The sequence below is a fragment of the Alphaproteobacteria bacterium genome, assembly GCA_016124955.1.
Lineage (GTDB): Bacteria > Pseudomonadota > Alphaproteobacteria > UBA9219 > RFNS01 > RI-461.
Genome location: WGMR01000006.1, coordinates 118,749 through 133,905, shown reverse-complemented (window position 1 = coordinate 133,905; position 15,157 = coordinate 118,749). Strand labels below are relative to the sequence as shown.

Below are 15,157 nucleotides of genomic sequence, written 5' to 3'. Positions count from 1 at the left end.
GAACGGCAGGGAAGAAGCGGCCTGCGGAGGGCTGATGTACAGCGATATCGTCGATTTAAGGGAATTTTACGCCTCTCCGCTGGGCAGGGTTGCCGCGCGGCTGCTGGCACGCCAACTGGGCCGCCTGTGGCCCGATCTGCACCGCAGCAGCCTGCTGGCTTTCGGCTATGGCACGCCGCTTCTGCAAGCCATGCAGGCCGCGCCCGAACGGCGGCTTTTGTTCATGCCCGCGACGCAGGGCGTCGCCGGCTGGCCGCGGGAAGGCGCGAACTGTGCCTGTCTGGTCGATGAAGATACGTTGCCGCTGCCGAACGGCAGTATCGAAAACATCCTGCTGCTGCACGCGCTCGAAGGCGCAACCAACCCCGCCTATCTGTTGCGCGAACTTTGGCGCGTGCTGGCGCCGCAGGGGCGGTTGCTGTGCATCGTGCCAAGCAGGCGCGGCATATGGGCGCGGGCTGAAAGCACGCCGTTCGGCAATGGCGAGCCGTATTCCCCGTCCCAGCTCAAGCGTCTGTTGCGCCATGCCGGTTTCGTGCCGGAACGCACGGCGCGCATGCTTTATATGCCGCCTTCGCAATCGCGGTTGCTGCTTTCGGCGGCCGAGGGTTGGGAAAAATGGGGCGCGATACTGCTCCCCACCTTCGGCGGCCTGCTGGCCGTGGAAGCAAGCAAGCAGCTTTACGCCCCGATTTTCCCCGCCAAGCAGAAAAAGGCCGCCCTTGGCCTGCCGCTGCCCGATATGGCGCACCATCCGCGCCCTGTTCCCAGCAATTAGGCCGCAAAACGTGCCGTTCCGGGCGCTTGGGCCTAGGCAATACCTGCCTTTTCCGCTACATCAAAAACATGAGCGATAAACCCAAATTGAAGCAGCTGCGCGCGCAAATCGATAAGATCGATGCCGAATTGCACGCCACGCTGGTACGCCGCGCCGCCGTCATACACAAAGTGCGCGCCCAAAAGGATACGAAGGCGGTGCATATACGCCCTGCCCGCGAAGTCACCATGATACGCGATCTGCTGCGCCGTCCGCGCGGCTATCTGCCTGCCGAACTGATCGTCAGGCTTTGGCGGGAAATGATCCCGGCCTTCACCTTGCAGGAACAGCGTTTCACGATCGCGGTGACGGAACCTGACAACGCGCGCAGCCTGTGGGATAGCGCGCGCGATTTCTTCGGCAGCTCTGTGCCGTTGCGCGCGGTCCCGAGCGCGGCGGCTGCGATTGGCGCGGTGGCGGCGCACAAGGCGACGGTCGCGATGGTTCCCTTGCCGCAGCAGGGGGAGCGGACGCCGTGGTGGACGTTGCTGACGCGGCACAGGGACCTTAAGGTCTATATGGGGCTGCCTTACGTGGCAGGGATGAAAACCAATGCGCGCGGCGATACACGCGGCGCGCTTTTTATCAGCCGGCTTGTTTGTGGCCCGACGGGGAAGGATCGTACGCTTGTTGTTGTGGTATCGGCGCACGCGATGGCTGCCGTGCGGGCGGCTGCAAAACGTTGCGGGCTGGCGTTGGACGGGGTCTTAACCCATAAAAAAGGCCGCAAAACCGCATATTTACTTACTTGCCGCGGGCTGTTCGATGCCGCCGATGCTCGGCTGCACAAATTAGCGGGCGCGCTCGGTATCGCCGATGCTGACCTGACAGTGATTGGCGGCTATGCTATGCCCGTCGGGCGGACATAACCCCGGAAAACAACCAAGGGGGCGGTTATCGCCCCGAACAGGACCCGTCGAAAGACGCGCGGAGCAGGAAGTGGTCGGACCAAAGGCGCTGGAATTCGTAGAGAACCTTAAGCCCTACAGCATCAATCTTGCATGCAAGGAAGAGGGCGCAATCCGCCTTTCTTTCAACGAAGGCGCGTTTGGCCCCAGCCCGAAAGCGATCGAAGCCTACAACGCGGCGGCTGCCAAGCTGCATTGCTACCCCGATATCGCCTACTGCGATTTGCGTCATGCGCTTGCGGAGGCACATGGCCTGGAAGCGGACAACATTGTTTGCGGTACGGGCTCGGACGATCTTATCCTTCAGATCGCGCGCGGCTATGCCGGGCAGGGCGACGAGGTTTTGTACAGCCAGTATGGCTTCGGGGTTTACCCGGTTGCGGCGCGGGCGGCTTCGGCCACGCCCGTGGCGGCGCCCGAACACGATCTGCGCACCGATGTCGATGCCATGATCGCCGCGATCACGCCGCGCACGAAAGTTATCTTTCTTGCCAACCCGAACAACCCCACGGGTTCCTATATTACGGCGACCGAAGTTGAGCGCTTGCATGCGGCTGTTCCGCCGCATGTGGTGTTGGCGCTCGATGCCGCCTATACGGAATATGTCACGGCTGCGGATTATAGCGACGGCATCGCGCTTGCGCGCAAGCACCCGAATGTTGTCGTGCTGCGCACCTTCTCGAAAATATTCGGGCTTGGCGGGCTGCGTGTCGGCTGGGCTTATGGTCAGAAAAACATCATCGATGTGCTTGGCAAGCTGCGGCAGCCCTTCAATATCGCCATGCCCGCCGCCGCCGCCGCCATCGCCGCACTGCAGGATAAGGATTTTATCCGCCGTTCGGTTGCGCATAACGCACAGTGGCGCGATTGGTTGGTGCGTGAACTTTCGGCGCGCAACAGCATCAAGGTGTGCCCGAGCGTGTGCAATTTTGTGCTCGTGGATTTCGGCAGCCCCGAACGCGCCGGGGCGCTGCTTAAACACCTTGCCGCGCAGAAAATACAAATTCGTCCCATGAACGGTTATAAACTCGCTTCCCATGTGCGCATCACAATCGGGCTCGAAGACCAGATGAAAAAGCTTATGGGTGCGATCAACCAGTTCCTTGAACAGGAAAGCCATGCCGAACCAGTCGCTGTTTAACAAGGTCGCGCTTGTCGGCATCGGTCTGATCGGCTCTTCGCTGGCGCTTGGGCTGCGTAAGCACGGTATGGCCGGCACCATAACCATCGGCGACGCAAACCCGGATCATGTGGAGCGCGCCCGCGCCCGCGGTTTAGGCGACCATGTAACGGGCAGCAATGCCGAAGCCGTGCGCGATGCCGATCTTGTTGTGCTTGGCGTGCCGGTCAGCGCCATGGGTGCGGTTGCGGCCGATATCGCGCAGGCGCTGAAGCCGGGTGCGATAGTGGTGGATACGGGTTCGACCAAGCAATCGGTGATCCGCGATGTTGCGCCGCATCTTCCGAAGGGCGTGCATTTCGTGCCGGCGCACCCGATTGCGGGTACGGAAAATTCGGGTCCCGATGCCGGGTTCGCGGAACTGTTCGAAGGGCGTTATTGCATCCTTACGCCGCCGCCGGGCACGGACAAGGCGGCGGTGGAGAAGGTAACGGAAATGTGGGCGCGCTGCGGCGCGACGGTCGAGGCCATGGAAGCCGTGCACCATGACAAGGTGTTCGCCATCACCTCGCATCTGCCGCATCTGATCGCCTACACTATCGTGGGTACGGCGACCGATCTGGCCGACGATATCAAAACCGAAGTGATCCGTTATTCTGCCAGCGGTTTCCGCGATTTCACGCGCATAGCCGCCAGTGACCCGACCATGTGGCGCGATGTGTTTCTCAACAACCGCGAAGCGGTGCTGGAAATGATCCAGCGCTTCAGCGAGGATCTGACCGCGCTGCAACGCGCGATCCGCCATGGCGAGGGCGACAAGCTTTTCAATCTGTTCACGCGCACGCGCGCGATCCGCCGCGGTATTGTGGACGCAAAACAGCATGTGCCGGAAGACCAGAAACTGAAGCCCGGCAAATAGGCGGCTCCTCATGGACCTTAAGGAAACGCTGGGTCTGGCCGCCGTCATTACGGGCATTGCCAGCTATGTGCCCTATTTTTTCGGCATCGCGCGCGGGACGTGCAAGCCGCATGTATTTTCATGGGGTATGTGGTCGCTCAACGCGCTGATCGTCGTGATCGCGCAATTCCTGGAAGGCGCGGGGCCGGGTGCCTGGACGATGGGCATCACTTTTATTTGCTGCGGCATCGTGTGCGTGCTGGCCCTGTTCAGGGGCGAAAAGAACATCACGCGCAGCGATTGGGTGTGCCTTGTCATCGGGTTGATGGCGCTGCCGCTCTGGTATCTGACCGATGACCCGACCGGCGCGCTCATTCTTATCTTTATCGTCGATATCGTTTCCTACGCGCCGACTTTCCGCAAATCATGGAGCAAGCCGCAGGAAGAAGCGGCGCTTACATATTTGCTTTGTGCCATAAAATACATACTCGCCATCATGGCCATCGAAAATTATAACTTCGCGACCGTATTCAGCTGCGCTTATATCATTGTGTTCGAGGTTGGCATGGTGATTACGCTGCTGCTGCGCCGCCGCATTCTTGCCGCCGCGCCCGCCGTCACCTAACGGGTTTTTCTAGGGCCATTGCAGTTCGGGCAGCTTCAGCACCGCTATCGGCCCGATGTAAAGCGAGCGGTTCTGCACCGTGATCGGGGCGTCAACCGTTTGCATGCCGGTTTCCTTATCCGGTTTGCTGAACAGCAGCAGTGCGCCTTTCACGACGCCGCCCAGCGTGCGGTCCATCGTGCCGCCCGCTACAAGATCGTCAACCGCTTCCTGAAAACCCGTGATCTTGCTCCCCAACGCGCCTTCCGGCTGCAGGTTGCGGTCAAGTGCGATAGTGCCGTCCGCCAGCAAGCGCAGCGCGCCGCGTTCAAGCGCGATGCTTTCAATTTCGATGGTTCCGCCATTGTCGCGCCACGCCCCAAGCTCGGCGGCCGCGCCGCGCGGCAGGCCGCCGGTGAAATGCAACGCGAGCGCGAGCCGTTCGATAGCGCCGCCGGGTATGCCGCCGCCGGGAAAGGTCAAGGCGGTGGCTGCAAGTTCAAGCCGTAGCCCGTTGCCGCGCGCAAGCGCCGGTTGCCATGCCGCTGCGTCCGAAAGATCGAGCAGGAAACCGAGGCTGCCGGCATGGGCCTTGATAACGACGGCATTGCCAAGCAACGGCGCGGCCAGTGTCAGCGGCTTGTCTGACGTGACGCGGAAGCGCCACCAGTTCCACGGCGAAACGCCGATCTGCAACGTTTCGCTTTCAAGATCGAAGCCGCGCCCGTTGTGCCAGGTGACATTGGCGAGGTTGAAAGTTACGCGCCACGGGAACCCGCTTTTACCGGTTATTTCATAGGATACGGTATTGCCGGCGCGCGCTTCGCGCAGCGCGAAATCGGCGACCGCGTTCTCGCTTACATGTGCGGCGGCAAACCACAGGCAAGTCCATGCCAAAGCGACCGCGCAGGCGGTTTTAATGAGGAAAGGCATAAATTTCTTGGCCATGCTGGCCAGAGTGCAATGCTTTGGCTTGCGGTGCAAGGTTGGAAAAAACTATAATACCGGCTGTTTCCCGTCGTTAACTCAAGTCTAACTTTCATACGGTTACAATTACCGCATGCCATCCGTCGTATCAAATATGGCCGACGACCTTGTGCAGCCGTTCCAGATCGAAAGCAGCCATCTGCGCGGCCGCCTCGTTCGTCTTGGTCCTGCGCTCGATGCCATCCTGAAAAAGCATGCCTACCCCATGCCGGTTGCGCGGCTTCTGGCCGAAACCACCGCCGTGGCGGTCGCGCTCGCTTTTGCGCTTAAATATGTCGGCAAATTCACGCTGCAATCGAAGGGAGACGGGCCGGTCACGCTGCTCGTCGTCGATGTCAGCAGCGAAGGGGATGTGCGCGCCTATGCGCAATTCGATCACGATGCGGTGGCGAAGATGGGCGATGCGGGCGTCGGCCTGCTCGGTCGCGGCTATCTTTCCTTCACGGTCGATCAGGGCAACCGCCCCGGGCGCGATACCTATCAAGGCATCGTGGAGTTGCGCGGCAGCACCATTGCCGAAGCCACGCAGTATTATTTCCGCCAGTCGGAACAAATTCCCACCGGCATCATCGCGGGTGCCAGTGAAGGCGCTGATAACGCATGGCGCGGCGGCGCGCTGATGCTGCAGCAAATCCCGCGCGAAGGCGGTGCACCCCGCCCGCCGCCGGGCAGCACGGAAGAAGATGACTGGCACCGCGCCATGCTTCTGATGGGCACGTGCAGCGTGAGCGAGATGACCGAACGCAGCATCGCCGCCAACGACCTTTTGTTTCGCCTGTTCCATGAAGACGGCGTGCGCGTTTTCGACCCCCATAATCTCAGGCACAAATGCAATTGCGGCGATCGTGTCAACGGCACGCTGCGTATGTTCGGGCGCAAGGCGGTCGAAGATATGGTGGAAGGCAGCCTCGTAACCATCACGTGCCAGTTTTGTAATGCCACCTACAGTTTCGATGCCGCGCAGCGCGCAGCGCTGTTCGCGGACGCAGATAACCCCGCCAGCCCTTAAATTGCCGCAATCCCTTGTAAGTTTGGCGCAGCCGCATAATATGGTGGCCCAGCCTCCCGGAGATTGCCATGCGCCAGATTCTCGCCGCTTCGCTCGTTCTGCTTCTCGCCGCCTGTTCCACGGAACCCGCGCCCGCGCCGCCACCGCAAAAGCTCGATTATTCCTCGCTCGGCACAATCGACCTGAATGTCGCGCGCGTCAGCACGGTTAGCAACGCGGTGCAGACGCCGGAACAGCCGCCCTATATCGGCCATTTGCTGAAGCCGACCTTGGAAGACGCCGTGCAGCAATGGGTGGGCGACAGGATCAAGGCCGTCGGCTACAAGGGCTATGCCACCGTGCTGATCAATGTGGCCGAAGTGAAGCGCGAGACATTGTCGCGCGACAAGGGCTTCGATGCCATGTTCAAGCGCCAGCAGGCGGAAAAATGGATCGGCAAGCTTGAGCTGGCCGTGAATGCCGAAGTGCCGGATGACGGCTATAGCGGCTATGCCAGCGCATCTGTTTCCCGTTTTATCACGTTGCCCGAAGATTCCGAACCGTATGAGCGCGCTGCGGCCTGGAAAGTTATGCTCAATAACATGATGGCGGATCTGAACACCCAGATGCAGCAAAATATCCAGGCGCATCTGCGCGGCATTTTGCGCTAAGCCCCTTCCATGGCCGGTGCCGCACATTTACCGGTCTTTGCGCTGCTTCCGCCGCCGCGTACCGGTGCGCGGCGGCTCGCGAATCTTCTCATGTTCGCCTTTCCGGTTCTGTTCGGGCTGCTTGCATTGACGCTCGGGCAGGATGCCAACTGGGATCTGCGCAACTATCATTGGTACAATGCCTATGCGTTGCTGAACGGTCGCCACGGGTTCGATGTATTGCCCTCGCAGACACCGTTTTTCTATAACCCGTTGCTTGATGTGCCGTTCTATCTGATGGCGCGTGCGCTGCCCGGCATGGTGGTCGGGTTTGCGCTTGGGGCGGCGCAGGGCTTAAACGCCGTTCTGTTGTTTCTGCTGGCCTACAGCCTTGTGCTGGTGCCCAGCCCGCGCCGCCGTGTGCTGGCCGCTGCTGCACTCGCCTTGCTCGGTATGCTTGGCGGCGGCGGGCTCGCGCAGCTTGGCACCACCTTCAATGATAATATTACCAGCATCGGCATCCTTGGTTCCCTGCTGCTTGTCGTGACGCATCATGAAAGGCTTTTTTATGCGCCCATGGCGCGGGCGCTGCCGCTTGCCTTGCTGTGCGGGCTGCCCGCCGGGCTGGCGATGGGGCTGAAGCTTACGGCTGTGGGGTTTTGCGTTGCGCTGGTGGCCGCCTGCTTCGCGTTTTCCGGGCCGTTCTTGCGGCGTTTCCGACTGGCCTTCTTATGCGGGCTTGGCATCACCGCCGGGGTTGTTGTTGCGCACGGCGCATGGTCTTGGTTTTTATACGTGCATTACGGCAGCCCGGTTTTTCCCTATTTCAACGATCTGTTCGGCTCCCCTTTCGCGCCGCCGGTCAGCGCGCGCGATATCAAATTCGTGCCTTACGGTTTTTGGGACGTGTTGCTGTTTCCGTTCCGCTTCGCCGCCGCACCGGAACTGGTTGGCGAAATTCCGTGGCGCGATTGGCGCATTCCCATGCTGTACGCGCTTTTGCCTGTCTGCGCCCTGATCGCGCTGGTCGCAGGCCGCGGGCGTGATAGCGCACAGATCATCATGCCGCCGCAACCCGCGCACTTCGTGCTTTGGTTTGCTGCGATAGCTTACGCGTTCTGGGTTTTGATGTTTGGCATCTATCGTTATCTCGTGCCGCTTGAAATGTTGGCGCCGCTTGGCATCGTGTTTGCGATCGGGCTGTTGCCGCTTGCGCCGAAAACCAAATCTCTGCTCGCTATGGGCCTGTTGCTTGTGGCCGCCTGCAGCGTACAGCCGGGAGATTGGGGCCGGCTTGAAGGCTGGAACCGCGATTTCGCGCGCGTGACCGTACCGACCGTGGAAAACCCGGAAAACACCATGCTTTTGATGGCGGGGAAGGAACCCTACAGCTATGTCGCGACCTTCTTCCCGCCCGCTATGCCCGTTGTGCGCGTGGAAAGCAACTTTGCGCTGCCGGGCGAGGATAAGGGGATCAATAAGGTGATCCGCCAGCGGCTTGAAGCGCACAAGGCGGCGGGCGGCGCGTTCCTGCTGCTTATTCCGCGCTGGCAGGTCGATCTCGGGAACGGCGCGCTGGCGCATTTCGGCCTTCGCGCCGACCCCGCCAGTTGCCGCGATATGGAAGACAACCTCTACGAAGCCCCCATATTGTGCGATGTGCAAAAGCTCTGATAGGCTACCGGCATGACAGACCCCGCCGTCCGCCTTCCTTCCCACCTCCGCATCGCCGTTCTGGTGCCGTGCCATAACGAAGAAGCCGCCATCGGCAAGGTGGTGGATGATTTCCGCCGCGCGCTGCCTTCGGCCACCGTTTATGTCTATGACAATAACTCGACCGATCGCACGGCCGAACTGGCCCGCGCCGCCGGCGCGGTTGTGCGGGCGGAAAGCCTGCGCGGCAAGGGCAATGTGGTGCGTCGCATGTTCGCCGATGTCGAAGCCGATATTTATGTTCTGGTGGATGGCGACGATACATATGACCCGGCCTCGGCGCCGCGCATGGTCGAGACGCTGGTCGAAGGGCAGCTCGATATGGTCAACGGTGCGCGCGCCGCGGGCGGACAAAAAGCTTATCGCCCCGGCCACCGTTTCGGCAATGTGATGCTGACGGGCATGGTCGCCTGGATTTTCGGTAACCGCTTCAAGGATATGCTTTCGGGCTATCGCATATTTTCGCGCCGTTTTGTTAAATCCTTTCCCGCGCTCGCGGCCGGTTTTGAAACGGAAACCGAATTTACCGTCCATGCGCTTGAATTGCGCATGCCGATCGCAGAAATACCGACGCCGTACAAGGAACGGCCCGTCGGTTCGGCCAGCAAGCTCAGCACCTTCCGCGACGGGTTCCGTATCCTCTGGACCATCATTGTGCTGGTGAAGGAAGAAAAGCCTCTGATATTCTTCGGCCTGCTGGCGGCGCTATTTGCCTTTATCTCGGTCGTGCTTGCGGCGCCGATTGTGGTTGAATTCCTTGAAACCGGCCTCGTGCCCCGCATGCCGACGGCGATTTTATCGACCGGGCTGATGATCATGGCCTTCCTTAGCCTTGCTTGCGGCATGATCCTCGATACCGTCACGCGCGGCAGAATGGAAATGAAGCGCATGCGTTATCTGAACGTTCCCGCACCCGGCGCACGTGATGATCGGTAAGCTGCTGCGCCACCAAACCTTGCGGCAGTTCGCTACATTTACCGGTTGCGGTGCGATCGGCATGTTCGCCGATATGGCCGCGCTTTGGGTGGTGACCGAACTGCTGGGTGCCGGGCCTTATTTCGGGCGCGTACTTTCCTTCTTCTCGGCTTCCTTCGTAACCTGGGCGCTCAACCGCGCGCTGACCTTCCGCGATATTCCTTCGACCGATCCCGCATTGCGGCAGTGGGCGAAGTTCGTGGCGGCAAACGCCGTCGGCGCCTGCATCAATTATGCGATCTATGCGCTATGCGTCACCTTCATCCCGTTCTTTGCCGCGCAGCCGGTTTTTGCGGTCGTGCCCGGTTCGGCCGCCGGGCTGGTGTTCAATTTTACGGCCTCAAAAAAGCTGGTTTTTCGCTAATTCCGGCACCTTGTAAACTGGCAAATGCTGCTTAAATCTATAGTAACGACTATGGAATAAGGTGCAGAAGCATGGATCTCAACAAATATACCGATAGCGCCAAGGGTTTTGTGCAATCCGCGCAGTTTCTGGCGTTGCGCGAACAGCATCAGCGGCTGATGCCCGAACATCTGCTTAAGGTGTTGCTGGATGACAGCGCCGGCATGGCCAAGAACCTGATCGCCGCCGCAGGCGGCGATGCGCAAACCGTACTGGCGGCGGTGGATGCCGATCTGGGCAAGCAACCCAGGGTGCAGGGCGGCGGCGCGGAGCAATTGTATCTGACCGGCGAACTCGCGCGCGTGTTCGCGCAAGCCGAAGAAATGGCGAAGAAGGCGGGCGACAGCTTCACCACCGCCGAATATCTTTTGCTTGCGCTTCTAACCGTGCCCAGCGGCGCGCATATGGCGCTGACCAAGGGCAGCGTGAAGCCGGACGCGCTGAATAAAGCGATCAACGATATGCGCGGCGGTCGCACCGCCGATAGCGCCGGGGCCGAGCAGGGCTATGAAGCGCTGAAGAAATACACCCGCGATCTGACCAAGGCCGCGCGCGACAACAAGCTCGATCCCGTGATCGGGCGCGACGAGGAAATCCGCCGCACCATCCAGGTGCTGGCACGCCGCACCAAGAACAACCCCGTGCTGATCGGCGAACCCGGCGTGGGCAAGACCGCGATCGTGGAAGGTCTGGCGCAACGCATCATCAAGGGCGATGTGCCGGAAAGCCTGAAGGACAGAAAACTGCTTTCGCTCGATCTCGGTTCGTTGATTGCGGGCGCAAAGTATCGCGGCGAGTTCGAGGAACGGTTAAAGGCGGTTTTGCAGGAAATCGCGGCGGCGGCGGGCGAAATTATCGTGTTCGTCGATGAATTGCACACGCTGGTCGGCGCCGGCAAGACCGAAGGCGCGATGGATGCTTCCAATATGCTGAAACCGGCGCTGGCGCGCGGTGATCTGCATTGCGTCGGCGCGACCACGCTTGATGAATACCGCCAGTATATCGAAAAAGATGCCGCGCTGGCGCGGCGCTTCCAGCCTGTTTTCGTCTCCCAGCCCAGCGTGGAAGATACGATTTCCATTTTGCGCGGGCTGAAGGAAAAATACGAGCTGCATCATGGCGTGCGCATCACCGACGGTGCGATCGTGGCCGCCGCCACACTTTCCAACCGCTATATCACCGATCGCTTCTTGCCCGACAAGGCGATCGACCTGGTTGATGAAGCGGCCGCGCGGCTGCGCATGGAAGCCGACAGCAAGCCCGAAGAGATCGACGAGCTTGACCGCAAAATCGTGCAATTGAAGATCGAGCGCGAAGCCTTGAAGAAGGAAACCGACAAAGCCTCGGTCGCGCGGCTTGGCAAGCTTGAAGGCGAGCTGGCGACGCTGGAATCGCAATCGGCAGGCCTGACGGCGCGCTGGCAGCAGGAAAAGCAGCAATTGCACAGCGCGCAGAAGCTGAAAGAGGAAATCGACAAGGCGCGCGCAGATCTTGAGTCGGCGCAGCGCAAGGGCGATTTCACCCGTGCGGGCGAGCTGACCTACAGCATCATCCCCGGCCTTGAAAAGAAGCTGGAAGCGGCAGAACAGCAGGGCGAGAATGCGTTGCTCGATGAAGCCGTGAAGGATAGCGATATCGCCGCCGTCGTCAGCCGCTGGACCGGCATTCCGGTTGACAGGATGATGGAGGGCGAGCGCGAAAAATTGCTGCAGATGGAAGAGCAATTGAAGCGCCGCGTGATCGGGCAGGATGAGGCGGTGACGGCCGTTGCCGCCGCCGTGCGCCGCGCCCGTGCCGGGCTGCAGGATCCGAACCGGCCGATCGGTTCTTTTCTTTTTCTCGGCCCCACCGGCGTGGGCAAGACCGAACTTTGCAAGACGCTGGCCGCTTTTCTGTTCGACGATGAAACGGCGATGCAGCGCGTCGATATGTCCGAGTATATGGAAAAGCACGCAGTTTCGCGGCTGATCGGCGCGCCGCCCGGCTATGTGGGGTATGAGGAAGGCGGCGCGCTGACCGAAGCGGTCCGCCGCCGGCCCTATCAGGTGATTTTGTTCGACGAAGTTGAAAAAGCGCACCCGGATGTGTTCAACGTGTTGCTGCAGGTGCTTGATGACGGGCGCCTGACGGACGGGCAGGGTCGCGTGGTCGATTTTCGCAACACCATCATCGTTCTTACATCCAACCTCGGTTCCGATCTGATCGCGGGGCAGGAAGGCGATGATCTGACCCCGCAAACACGCGATGGCGTGATGGAGGTTGTGCGCCGCCACTTCCGGCCCGAATTCCTCAACCGGCTCGATGAAGTTTTGCTGTTCCGTCGTTTAAGCCGCGGCAACATGGCCGGGATCGTCGAAGTGCAGCTGGCGCGGCTGCAAAAGCTTTTGGCCGAACGCAATTTGAAGCTTGAAATCGGCAAGGATGCGCTCAACTGGCTGGCCGAAGCGGGCTACGACCCGGTTTACGGCGCGCGGCCGCTCAAGCGCGTGATTCAGCGCGTGCTGCAAAACCCGTTGGCGGAAGAATTGCTCGCGGGCAGGATCAGCGATGGCCAGACGGTTGCGGTCGCTACCGGCAAAGACGGGCTGACGCTCACGCCCAAAAAGGCCAAGGCAGCCTGAACTCTCCCGATTTTAACCAACATGGCCGCGAATCTTTCCGCAGGCTTGGTTAATGCCGTTGCTTTTTGATTGCACGCTACCTGCCATGCCCACTAAGTTGCGGCGGATATTTAACGGATGTTTTTGAAGGCATGACATGGCGGAACCGCCAAAACGCATACGGGGAAAACTTAGCCTGACCGGCGATGCCGCGGAGCAGGCGAAAGCCCGTCTCGCCGCCGCCGCGCCACCCGTCAATCCGGCACAAACTGTGCTGAAGGCGCTTGACGGCGTTATGGTGGCACAAGGCGCCGCGCTGCAAGATCGTCTGACGGTAATTGCCGCGAATATTGGCGCCGTAGCGGAAGGCGATTGGCGCGTGCTCGACAATGCAACGAAAGCCGTGCTGGCGCGCGCGGGCGATTGCCCGGAACCGGGCAAGCTGGTTGCCGGCCTTATTGGCATTGCCAGTCATTTCACCGCAATCGACCGCAAAGCCCCGGCGCTCCATCTGGCCCAGCTTGCCGTTGTGCATGCCGCCGCGGGCAGCAACGATCTGCAAACCGCGTCCATGCAGCTTGTGCAGCTTGTTGGCGAATTGGGGCGGGCACGGCTGGATGATGTCAGGGCCGCGCTCACGGCGCTTGCTTCGCGCGCCGCCGATTGCCCCAACCCGGCCGCCTTGGCCACATCTCTGCAAGTTGTAGCCGATAAGATGGTTGCGGAGAACAAACAGTTGTTTGCCGTTTTGACCTATGCGCAAGCGGCGCACATGCTGCCCGCAGGCGGCGTCGTGGCCCGCCGTGTCGCTGCCAGCATTGAAACAAGCCTGAAGGGCATCAATGATCCCGCTATCATCGATGTCGCGGCGGATGCCCTGCGCGTGGCCGATCCGGCAGGATGGCCGAAACGCGAAGCGGCGCTATGGGTCGCGCGCGTCGATACCAAGGGCAAGCGCCCCATGCAAGCCATAGAGCCGGCCAAGGCTGTGCTTCAATCCGATACCGCCACTTCGCAAATGATGCAGGCGGCGGGCGGCGTTATTGTCGCCCGTTCTGCCGCGCTGACGCCACAAGAAGCGTTGCGCCTTTTGCAAATGGTAGCCATAAGGACCGGCAGCAAGGCGGCAATGAGGCAGTGGGCCGATCGCTACGATCAGCTGCTTGCGGAAAACCCGAATCTTGCCGCCGGCGCGCGTGATAGCGCAGTGATCCGCTCCGCGAAGGCCCAGACCCCCGGCGGCAGTGCCTTTACGGTTTTTCTTAATAAGAAATTTCAGCCGGGCTAGGCTGTGTTGCAAATTGCAACATCGGCGGCGCTACGCGCTGCAATACGCAAAGAATCTCACAATTGATCCAATTTTGACGCATTGATATTGCACGCTCTTCATGCGTGCATATGCGCGTTTCTGTCTGGCACAGTCCTTGCGGATCAAGTGCTTGGAGGCGCAATCGCGCTTCCGGTATTTGCAACGGAGGCATGAATGAGCGGGGAGAAAAAAGTAAAGCCGGTATTGGAAGAAACCGAAGGCAGCCGGTATTACGGCGTGGCGCTTGATATTGTCGGTGCGTTGGGGGATGCCGGCTTCTCGCTCCTGCCGCTCGAGCCTTCGCAAGCTATGCAGCGCGAAGGCGCGCGTGTGGGCGGCGTATCGCCGCAAACCGCCTATAAAATCTACCGCGCCATGTGTTCTTCGGCGTCCGGAGAATGGGGCGGCACACTCGAAGACCCGTTCGCCTTGTTCGATTACCTGCTCAAGGGCGGCCAGGCGCACTGATCAGTATTTGACCGAACAGCCGTAGGATTGCGTCGAAGCGGTCGCGACCTGCTTGTCCGCTTTCAGCGCGTCAAGCGCGGCGGTGACATAATTTTCTGCCTTCGCGATATCGTCTTGGTCGGTGCTGCGAATGCTGTCGATTGCGCCCGCGTAAACAAGCATTCCGCCTTTGTCGATCACAAACATATGCGGTGTGGTGCGCGCATAATACATGCGGCCAATCTCGCCGCTTTCGTCGCGGATGATATGCGCGGGCGAAGCGCCGCGCTCGGCGGCAATTTCGTTTGCCTGCTCGTCACTGACATGACCCTGGTGGCCCGGGGCTGACGAAATCACGGAAATCCAGACAACATGGTCGGCGGCGGCCTTTTTCTGCAGGGCTTGCATATTGCCGCTGCCGTAATGCTTTTTCACGAACGGGCAATCATGGTTGGTCCACTCCAGAACCACGATCTTGCCCTTAAGCGCCGACAGGGTGACGGTTTTTCCGTTGGTATCGGGCGCGGTAAAATCGGGCGCCGGCTCGCCGATCCCGGCGGCATGCAACGGCATGGCGGCAAAAACGAACAGAACGGCAAAGGCGAATGGAATGAAGCGGCGCATAGGGTTTCTCCCTGCGTTAGAAGAGCAGCGAAGCCACTATCCCCATTGATGCCGGTGCCGTCAAGCTGTGCGCGAACATGCGGAAGGGCCGGGAGATATTCTCCCGGCCCCGCA

General features: G+C 60.5%; 15 protein-coding genes. 13 read left to right on the top strand and 2 right to left on the bottom strand.

Going from position 1 to position 15,157, the window contains the following annotated elements; all coding sequences use genetic code 11:
- Positions 1 to 34 precede the first annotated feature (34 nt).
- Genes GC131_05275 through GC131_05255 form a run of 5 tightly spaced genes read left to right on the top strand, consistent with a single transcriptional unit; the run spans position 35 to position 4,368 of the window.
- Positions 35 to 778: a methyltransferase domain-containing protein gene (locus GC131_05275; GenBank protein ID MBI1273474.1), complete on the top strand. Its 744-nt coding sequence runs from the start codon at positions 35 to 37 to the stop codon at positions 776 to 778.
- On the top strand, positions 619 to 1,686 hold the full coding sequence (locus GC131_05270; protein ID MBI1273473.1) for a hypothetical protein: 1,068 nt from the start codon (positions 619 to 621) through the stop codon (positions 1,684 to 1,686). The genes GC131_05275 and GC131_05270 overlap by 160 nt, the downstream gene beginning before the upstream one ends.
- Positions 1,661 to 2,866, top strand: coding sequence for a histidinol-phosphate transaminase (locus GC131_05265; protein ID MBI1273472.1), 1,206 nt, complete (start codon positions 1,661 to 1,663; stop codon positions 2,864 to 2,866). The genes GC131_05270 and GC131_05265 overlap by 26 nt, the downstream gene beginning before the upstream one ends.
- Positions 2,844 to 3,764, top strand: coding sequence for a prephenate/arogenate dehydrogenase family protein (locus GC131_05260; protein MBI1273471.1), 921 nt, complete (start codon positions 2,844 to 2,846; stop codon positions 3,762 to 3,764). The genes GC131_05265 and GC131_05260 overlap by 23 nt, the downstream gene beginning before the upstream one ends.
- A 10-nt stretch (positions 3,765 to 3,774) precedes the next feature.
- A complete protein-coding gene (locus GC131_05255) occupies positions 3,775 to 4,368 on the top strand; it encodes a hypothetical protein (protein ID MBI1273470.1) in 594 nt (197 codons plus the stop codon).
- A gap of 9 nt (positions 4,369 to 4,377) precedes the next feature.
- Here the strand turns inward: GC131_05255 and GC131_05250 are convergent, their stop codons facing one another.
- Entirely contained in the window at positions 4,378 to 5,295 is a 918-nt protein-coding gene (locus GC131_05250; GenBank protein MBI1273469.1) for a DUF2125 domain-containing protein, read from the bottom strand.
- A 112-nt stretch (positions 5,296 to 5,407) separates the two neighbouring features.
- Here GC131_05250 and GC131_05245 point away from each other — a divergent pair, with 112 nt between their 5' ends.
- The 8 genes from GC131_05245 (at position 5,408) to GC131_05210 (ending at position 14,440) form a co-directional block, all read left to right on the top strand.
- Entirely contained in the window at positions 5,408 to 6,343 is a 936-nt protein-coding gene (locus GC131_05245) for a molecular chaperone Hsp33 (protein ID MBI1273468.1), read from the top strand.
- A gap of 68 nt (positions 6,344 to 6,411) precedes the next feature.
- Positions 6,412 to 6,993, top strand: a complete 582-nt coding sequence (locus tag GC131_05240) for a hypothetical protein (GenBank protein ID MBI1273467.1) — start codon at positions 6,412 to 6,414, stop codon at positions 6,991 to 6,993.
- Between the two features lie 9 nt (positions 6,994 to 7,002).
- Complete coding sequence (locus tag GC131_05235; GenBank protein MBI1273466.1) at positions 7,003 to 8,646, top strand: hypothetical protein; 1,644 nt, start codon at positions 7,003 to 7,005, stop codon at positions 8,644 to 8,646.
- 12 nt (positions 8,647 to 8,658) lie between these two features.
- Positions 8,659 to 9,621, top strand: a complete 963-nt coding sequence (locus GC131_05230; protein ID MBI1273465.1) for a glycosyltransferase — start codon at positions 8,659 to 8,661, stop codon at positions 9,619 to 9,621.
- A complete protein-coding gene (locus tag GC131_05225) occupies positions 9,611 to 10,024 on the top strand; it encodes a GtrA family protein (protein MBI1273464.1) in 414 nt (137 codons plus the stop codon). Before GC131_05230 ends, GC131_05225 begins: the two co-directional genes overlap by 11 nt.
- Positions 10,025 to 10,095: 71 nt before the next feature.
- Positions 10,096 to 12,684 (top strand): ATP-dependent chaperone ClpB, encoded by a 2,589-nt coding sequence (clpB, locus tag GC131_05220; GenBank protein ID MBI1273463.1) that lies wholly within the window; start codon positions 10,096 to 10,098, stop codon positions 12,682 to 12,684.
- A 136-nt stretch (positions 12,685 to 12,820) separates the two neighbouring features.
- Positions 12,821 to 13,951, top strand: coding sequence for a hypothetical protein (locus GC131_05215; protein MBI1273462.1), 1,131 nt, complete (start codon positions 12,821 to 12,823; stop codon positions 13,949 to 13,951).
- Positions 13,952 to 14,146: 195 nt separating this feature from the next.
- Positions 14,147 to 14,440, top strand: coding sequence for a hypothetical protein (locus GC131_05210; GenBank protein MBI1273461.1), 294 nt, complete (start codon positions 14,147 to 14,149; stop codon positions 14,438 to 14,440).
- Here the strand turns inward: GC131_05210 and GC131_05205 are convergent, their stop codons facing one another.
- Positions 14,441 to 15,043, bottom strand: a complete 603-nt coding sequence (locus GC131_05205) for a redoxin domain-containing protein (protein ID MBI1273460.1) — start codon at positions 15,041 to 15,043, stop codon at positions 14,441 to 14,443. It abuts the gene before it with no gap.
- Positions 15,044 to 15,157 lie beyond the last annotated feature (114 nt).

Excerpts from the sequence above, each read along its gene's own strand:
- GC131_05275 (MBI1273474.1), top strand. The coding sequence starts at position 35 with ATGTACAGCGATATCGTCGATTTAAGGGAATTTTACGCCTCTCCGCTG.
- GC131_05270 (MBI1273473.1), top strand. The coding sequence starts at position 619 with ATGGGGCGCGATACTGCTCCCCACCTTCGGCGGCCTGCTGGCCGTGGA.
- GC131_05265 (MBI1273472.1), top strand. The coding sequence starts at position 1,661 with ATGCTATGCCCGTCGGGCGGACATAACCCCGGAAAACAACCAAGGGGG.
- GC131_05260 (MBI1273471.1), top strand. The coding sequence starts at position 2,844 with ATGCCGAACCAGTCGCTGTTTAACAAGGTCGCGCTTGTCGGCATCGGT.
- GC131_05255 (MBI1273470.1), top strand. The coding sequence starts at position 3,775 with ATGGACCTTAAGGAAACGCTGGGTCTGGCCGCCGTCATTACGGGCATT.
- GC131_05250 (MBI1273469.1), bottom strand. The coding sequence starts at position 5,295 with ATGGCCAAGAAATTTATGCCTTTCCTCATTAAAACCGCCTGCGCGGTC.
- GC131_05245 (MBI1273468.1), top strand. The coding sequence starts at position 5,408 with ATGCCATCCGTCGTATCAAATATGGCCGACGACCTTGTGCAGCCGTTC.
- GC131_05240 (MBI1273467.1), top strand. The coding sequence starts at position 6,412 with ATGCGCCAGATTCTCGCCGCTTCGCTCGTTCTGCTTCTCGCCGCCTGT.
- GC131_05235 (MBI1273466.1), top strand. The coding sequence starts at position 7,003 with ATGGCCGGTGCCGCACATTTACCGGTCTTTGCGCTGCTTCCGCCGCCG.
- GC131_05230 (MBI1273465.1), top strand. The coding sequence starts at position 8,659 with ATGACAGACCCCGCCGTCCGCCTTCCTTCCCACCTCCGCATCGCCGTT.
- GC131_05225 (MBI1273464.1), top strand. The coding sequence starts at position 9,611 with ATGATCGGTAAGCTGCTGCGCCACCAAACCTTGCGGCAGTTCGCTACA.
- clpB (MBI1273463.1), top strand. The coding sequence starts at position 10,096 with ATGGATCTCAACAAATATACCGATAGCGCCAAGGGTTTTGTGCAATCC.
- GC131_05215 (MBI1273462.1), top strand. The coding sequence starts at position 12,821 with ATGGCGGAACCGCCAAAACGCATACGGGGAAAACTTAGCCTGACCGGC.
- GC131_05210 (MBI1273461.1), top strand. The coding sequence starts at position 14,147 with ATGAGCGGGGAGAAAAAAGTAAAGCCGGTATTGGAAGAAACCGAAGGC.
- GC131_05205 (MBI1273460.1), bottom strand. The coding sequence starts at position 15,043 with ATGCGCCGCTTCATTCCATTCGCCTTTGCCGTTCTGTTCGTTTTTGCC.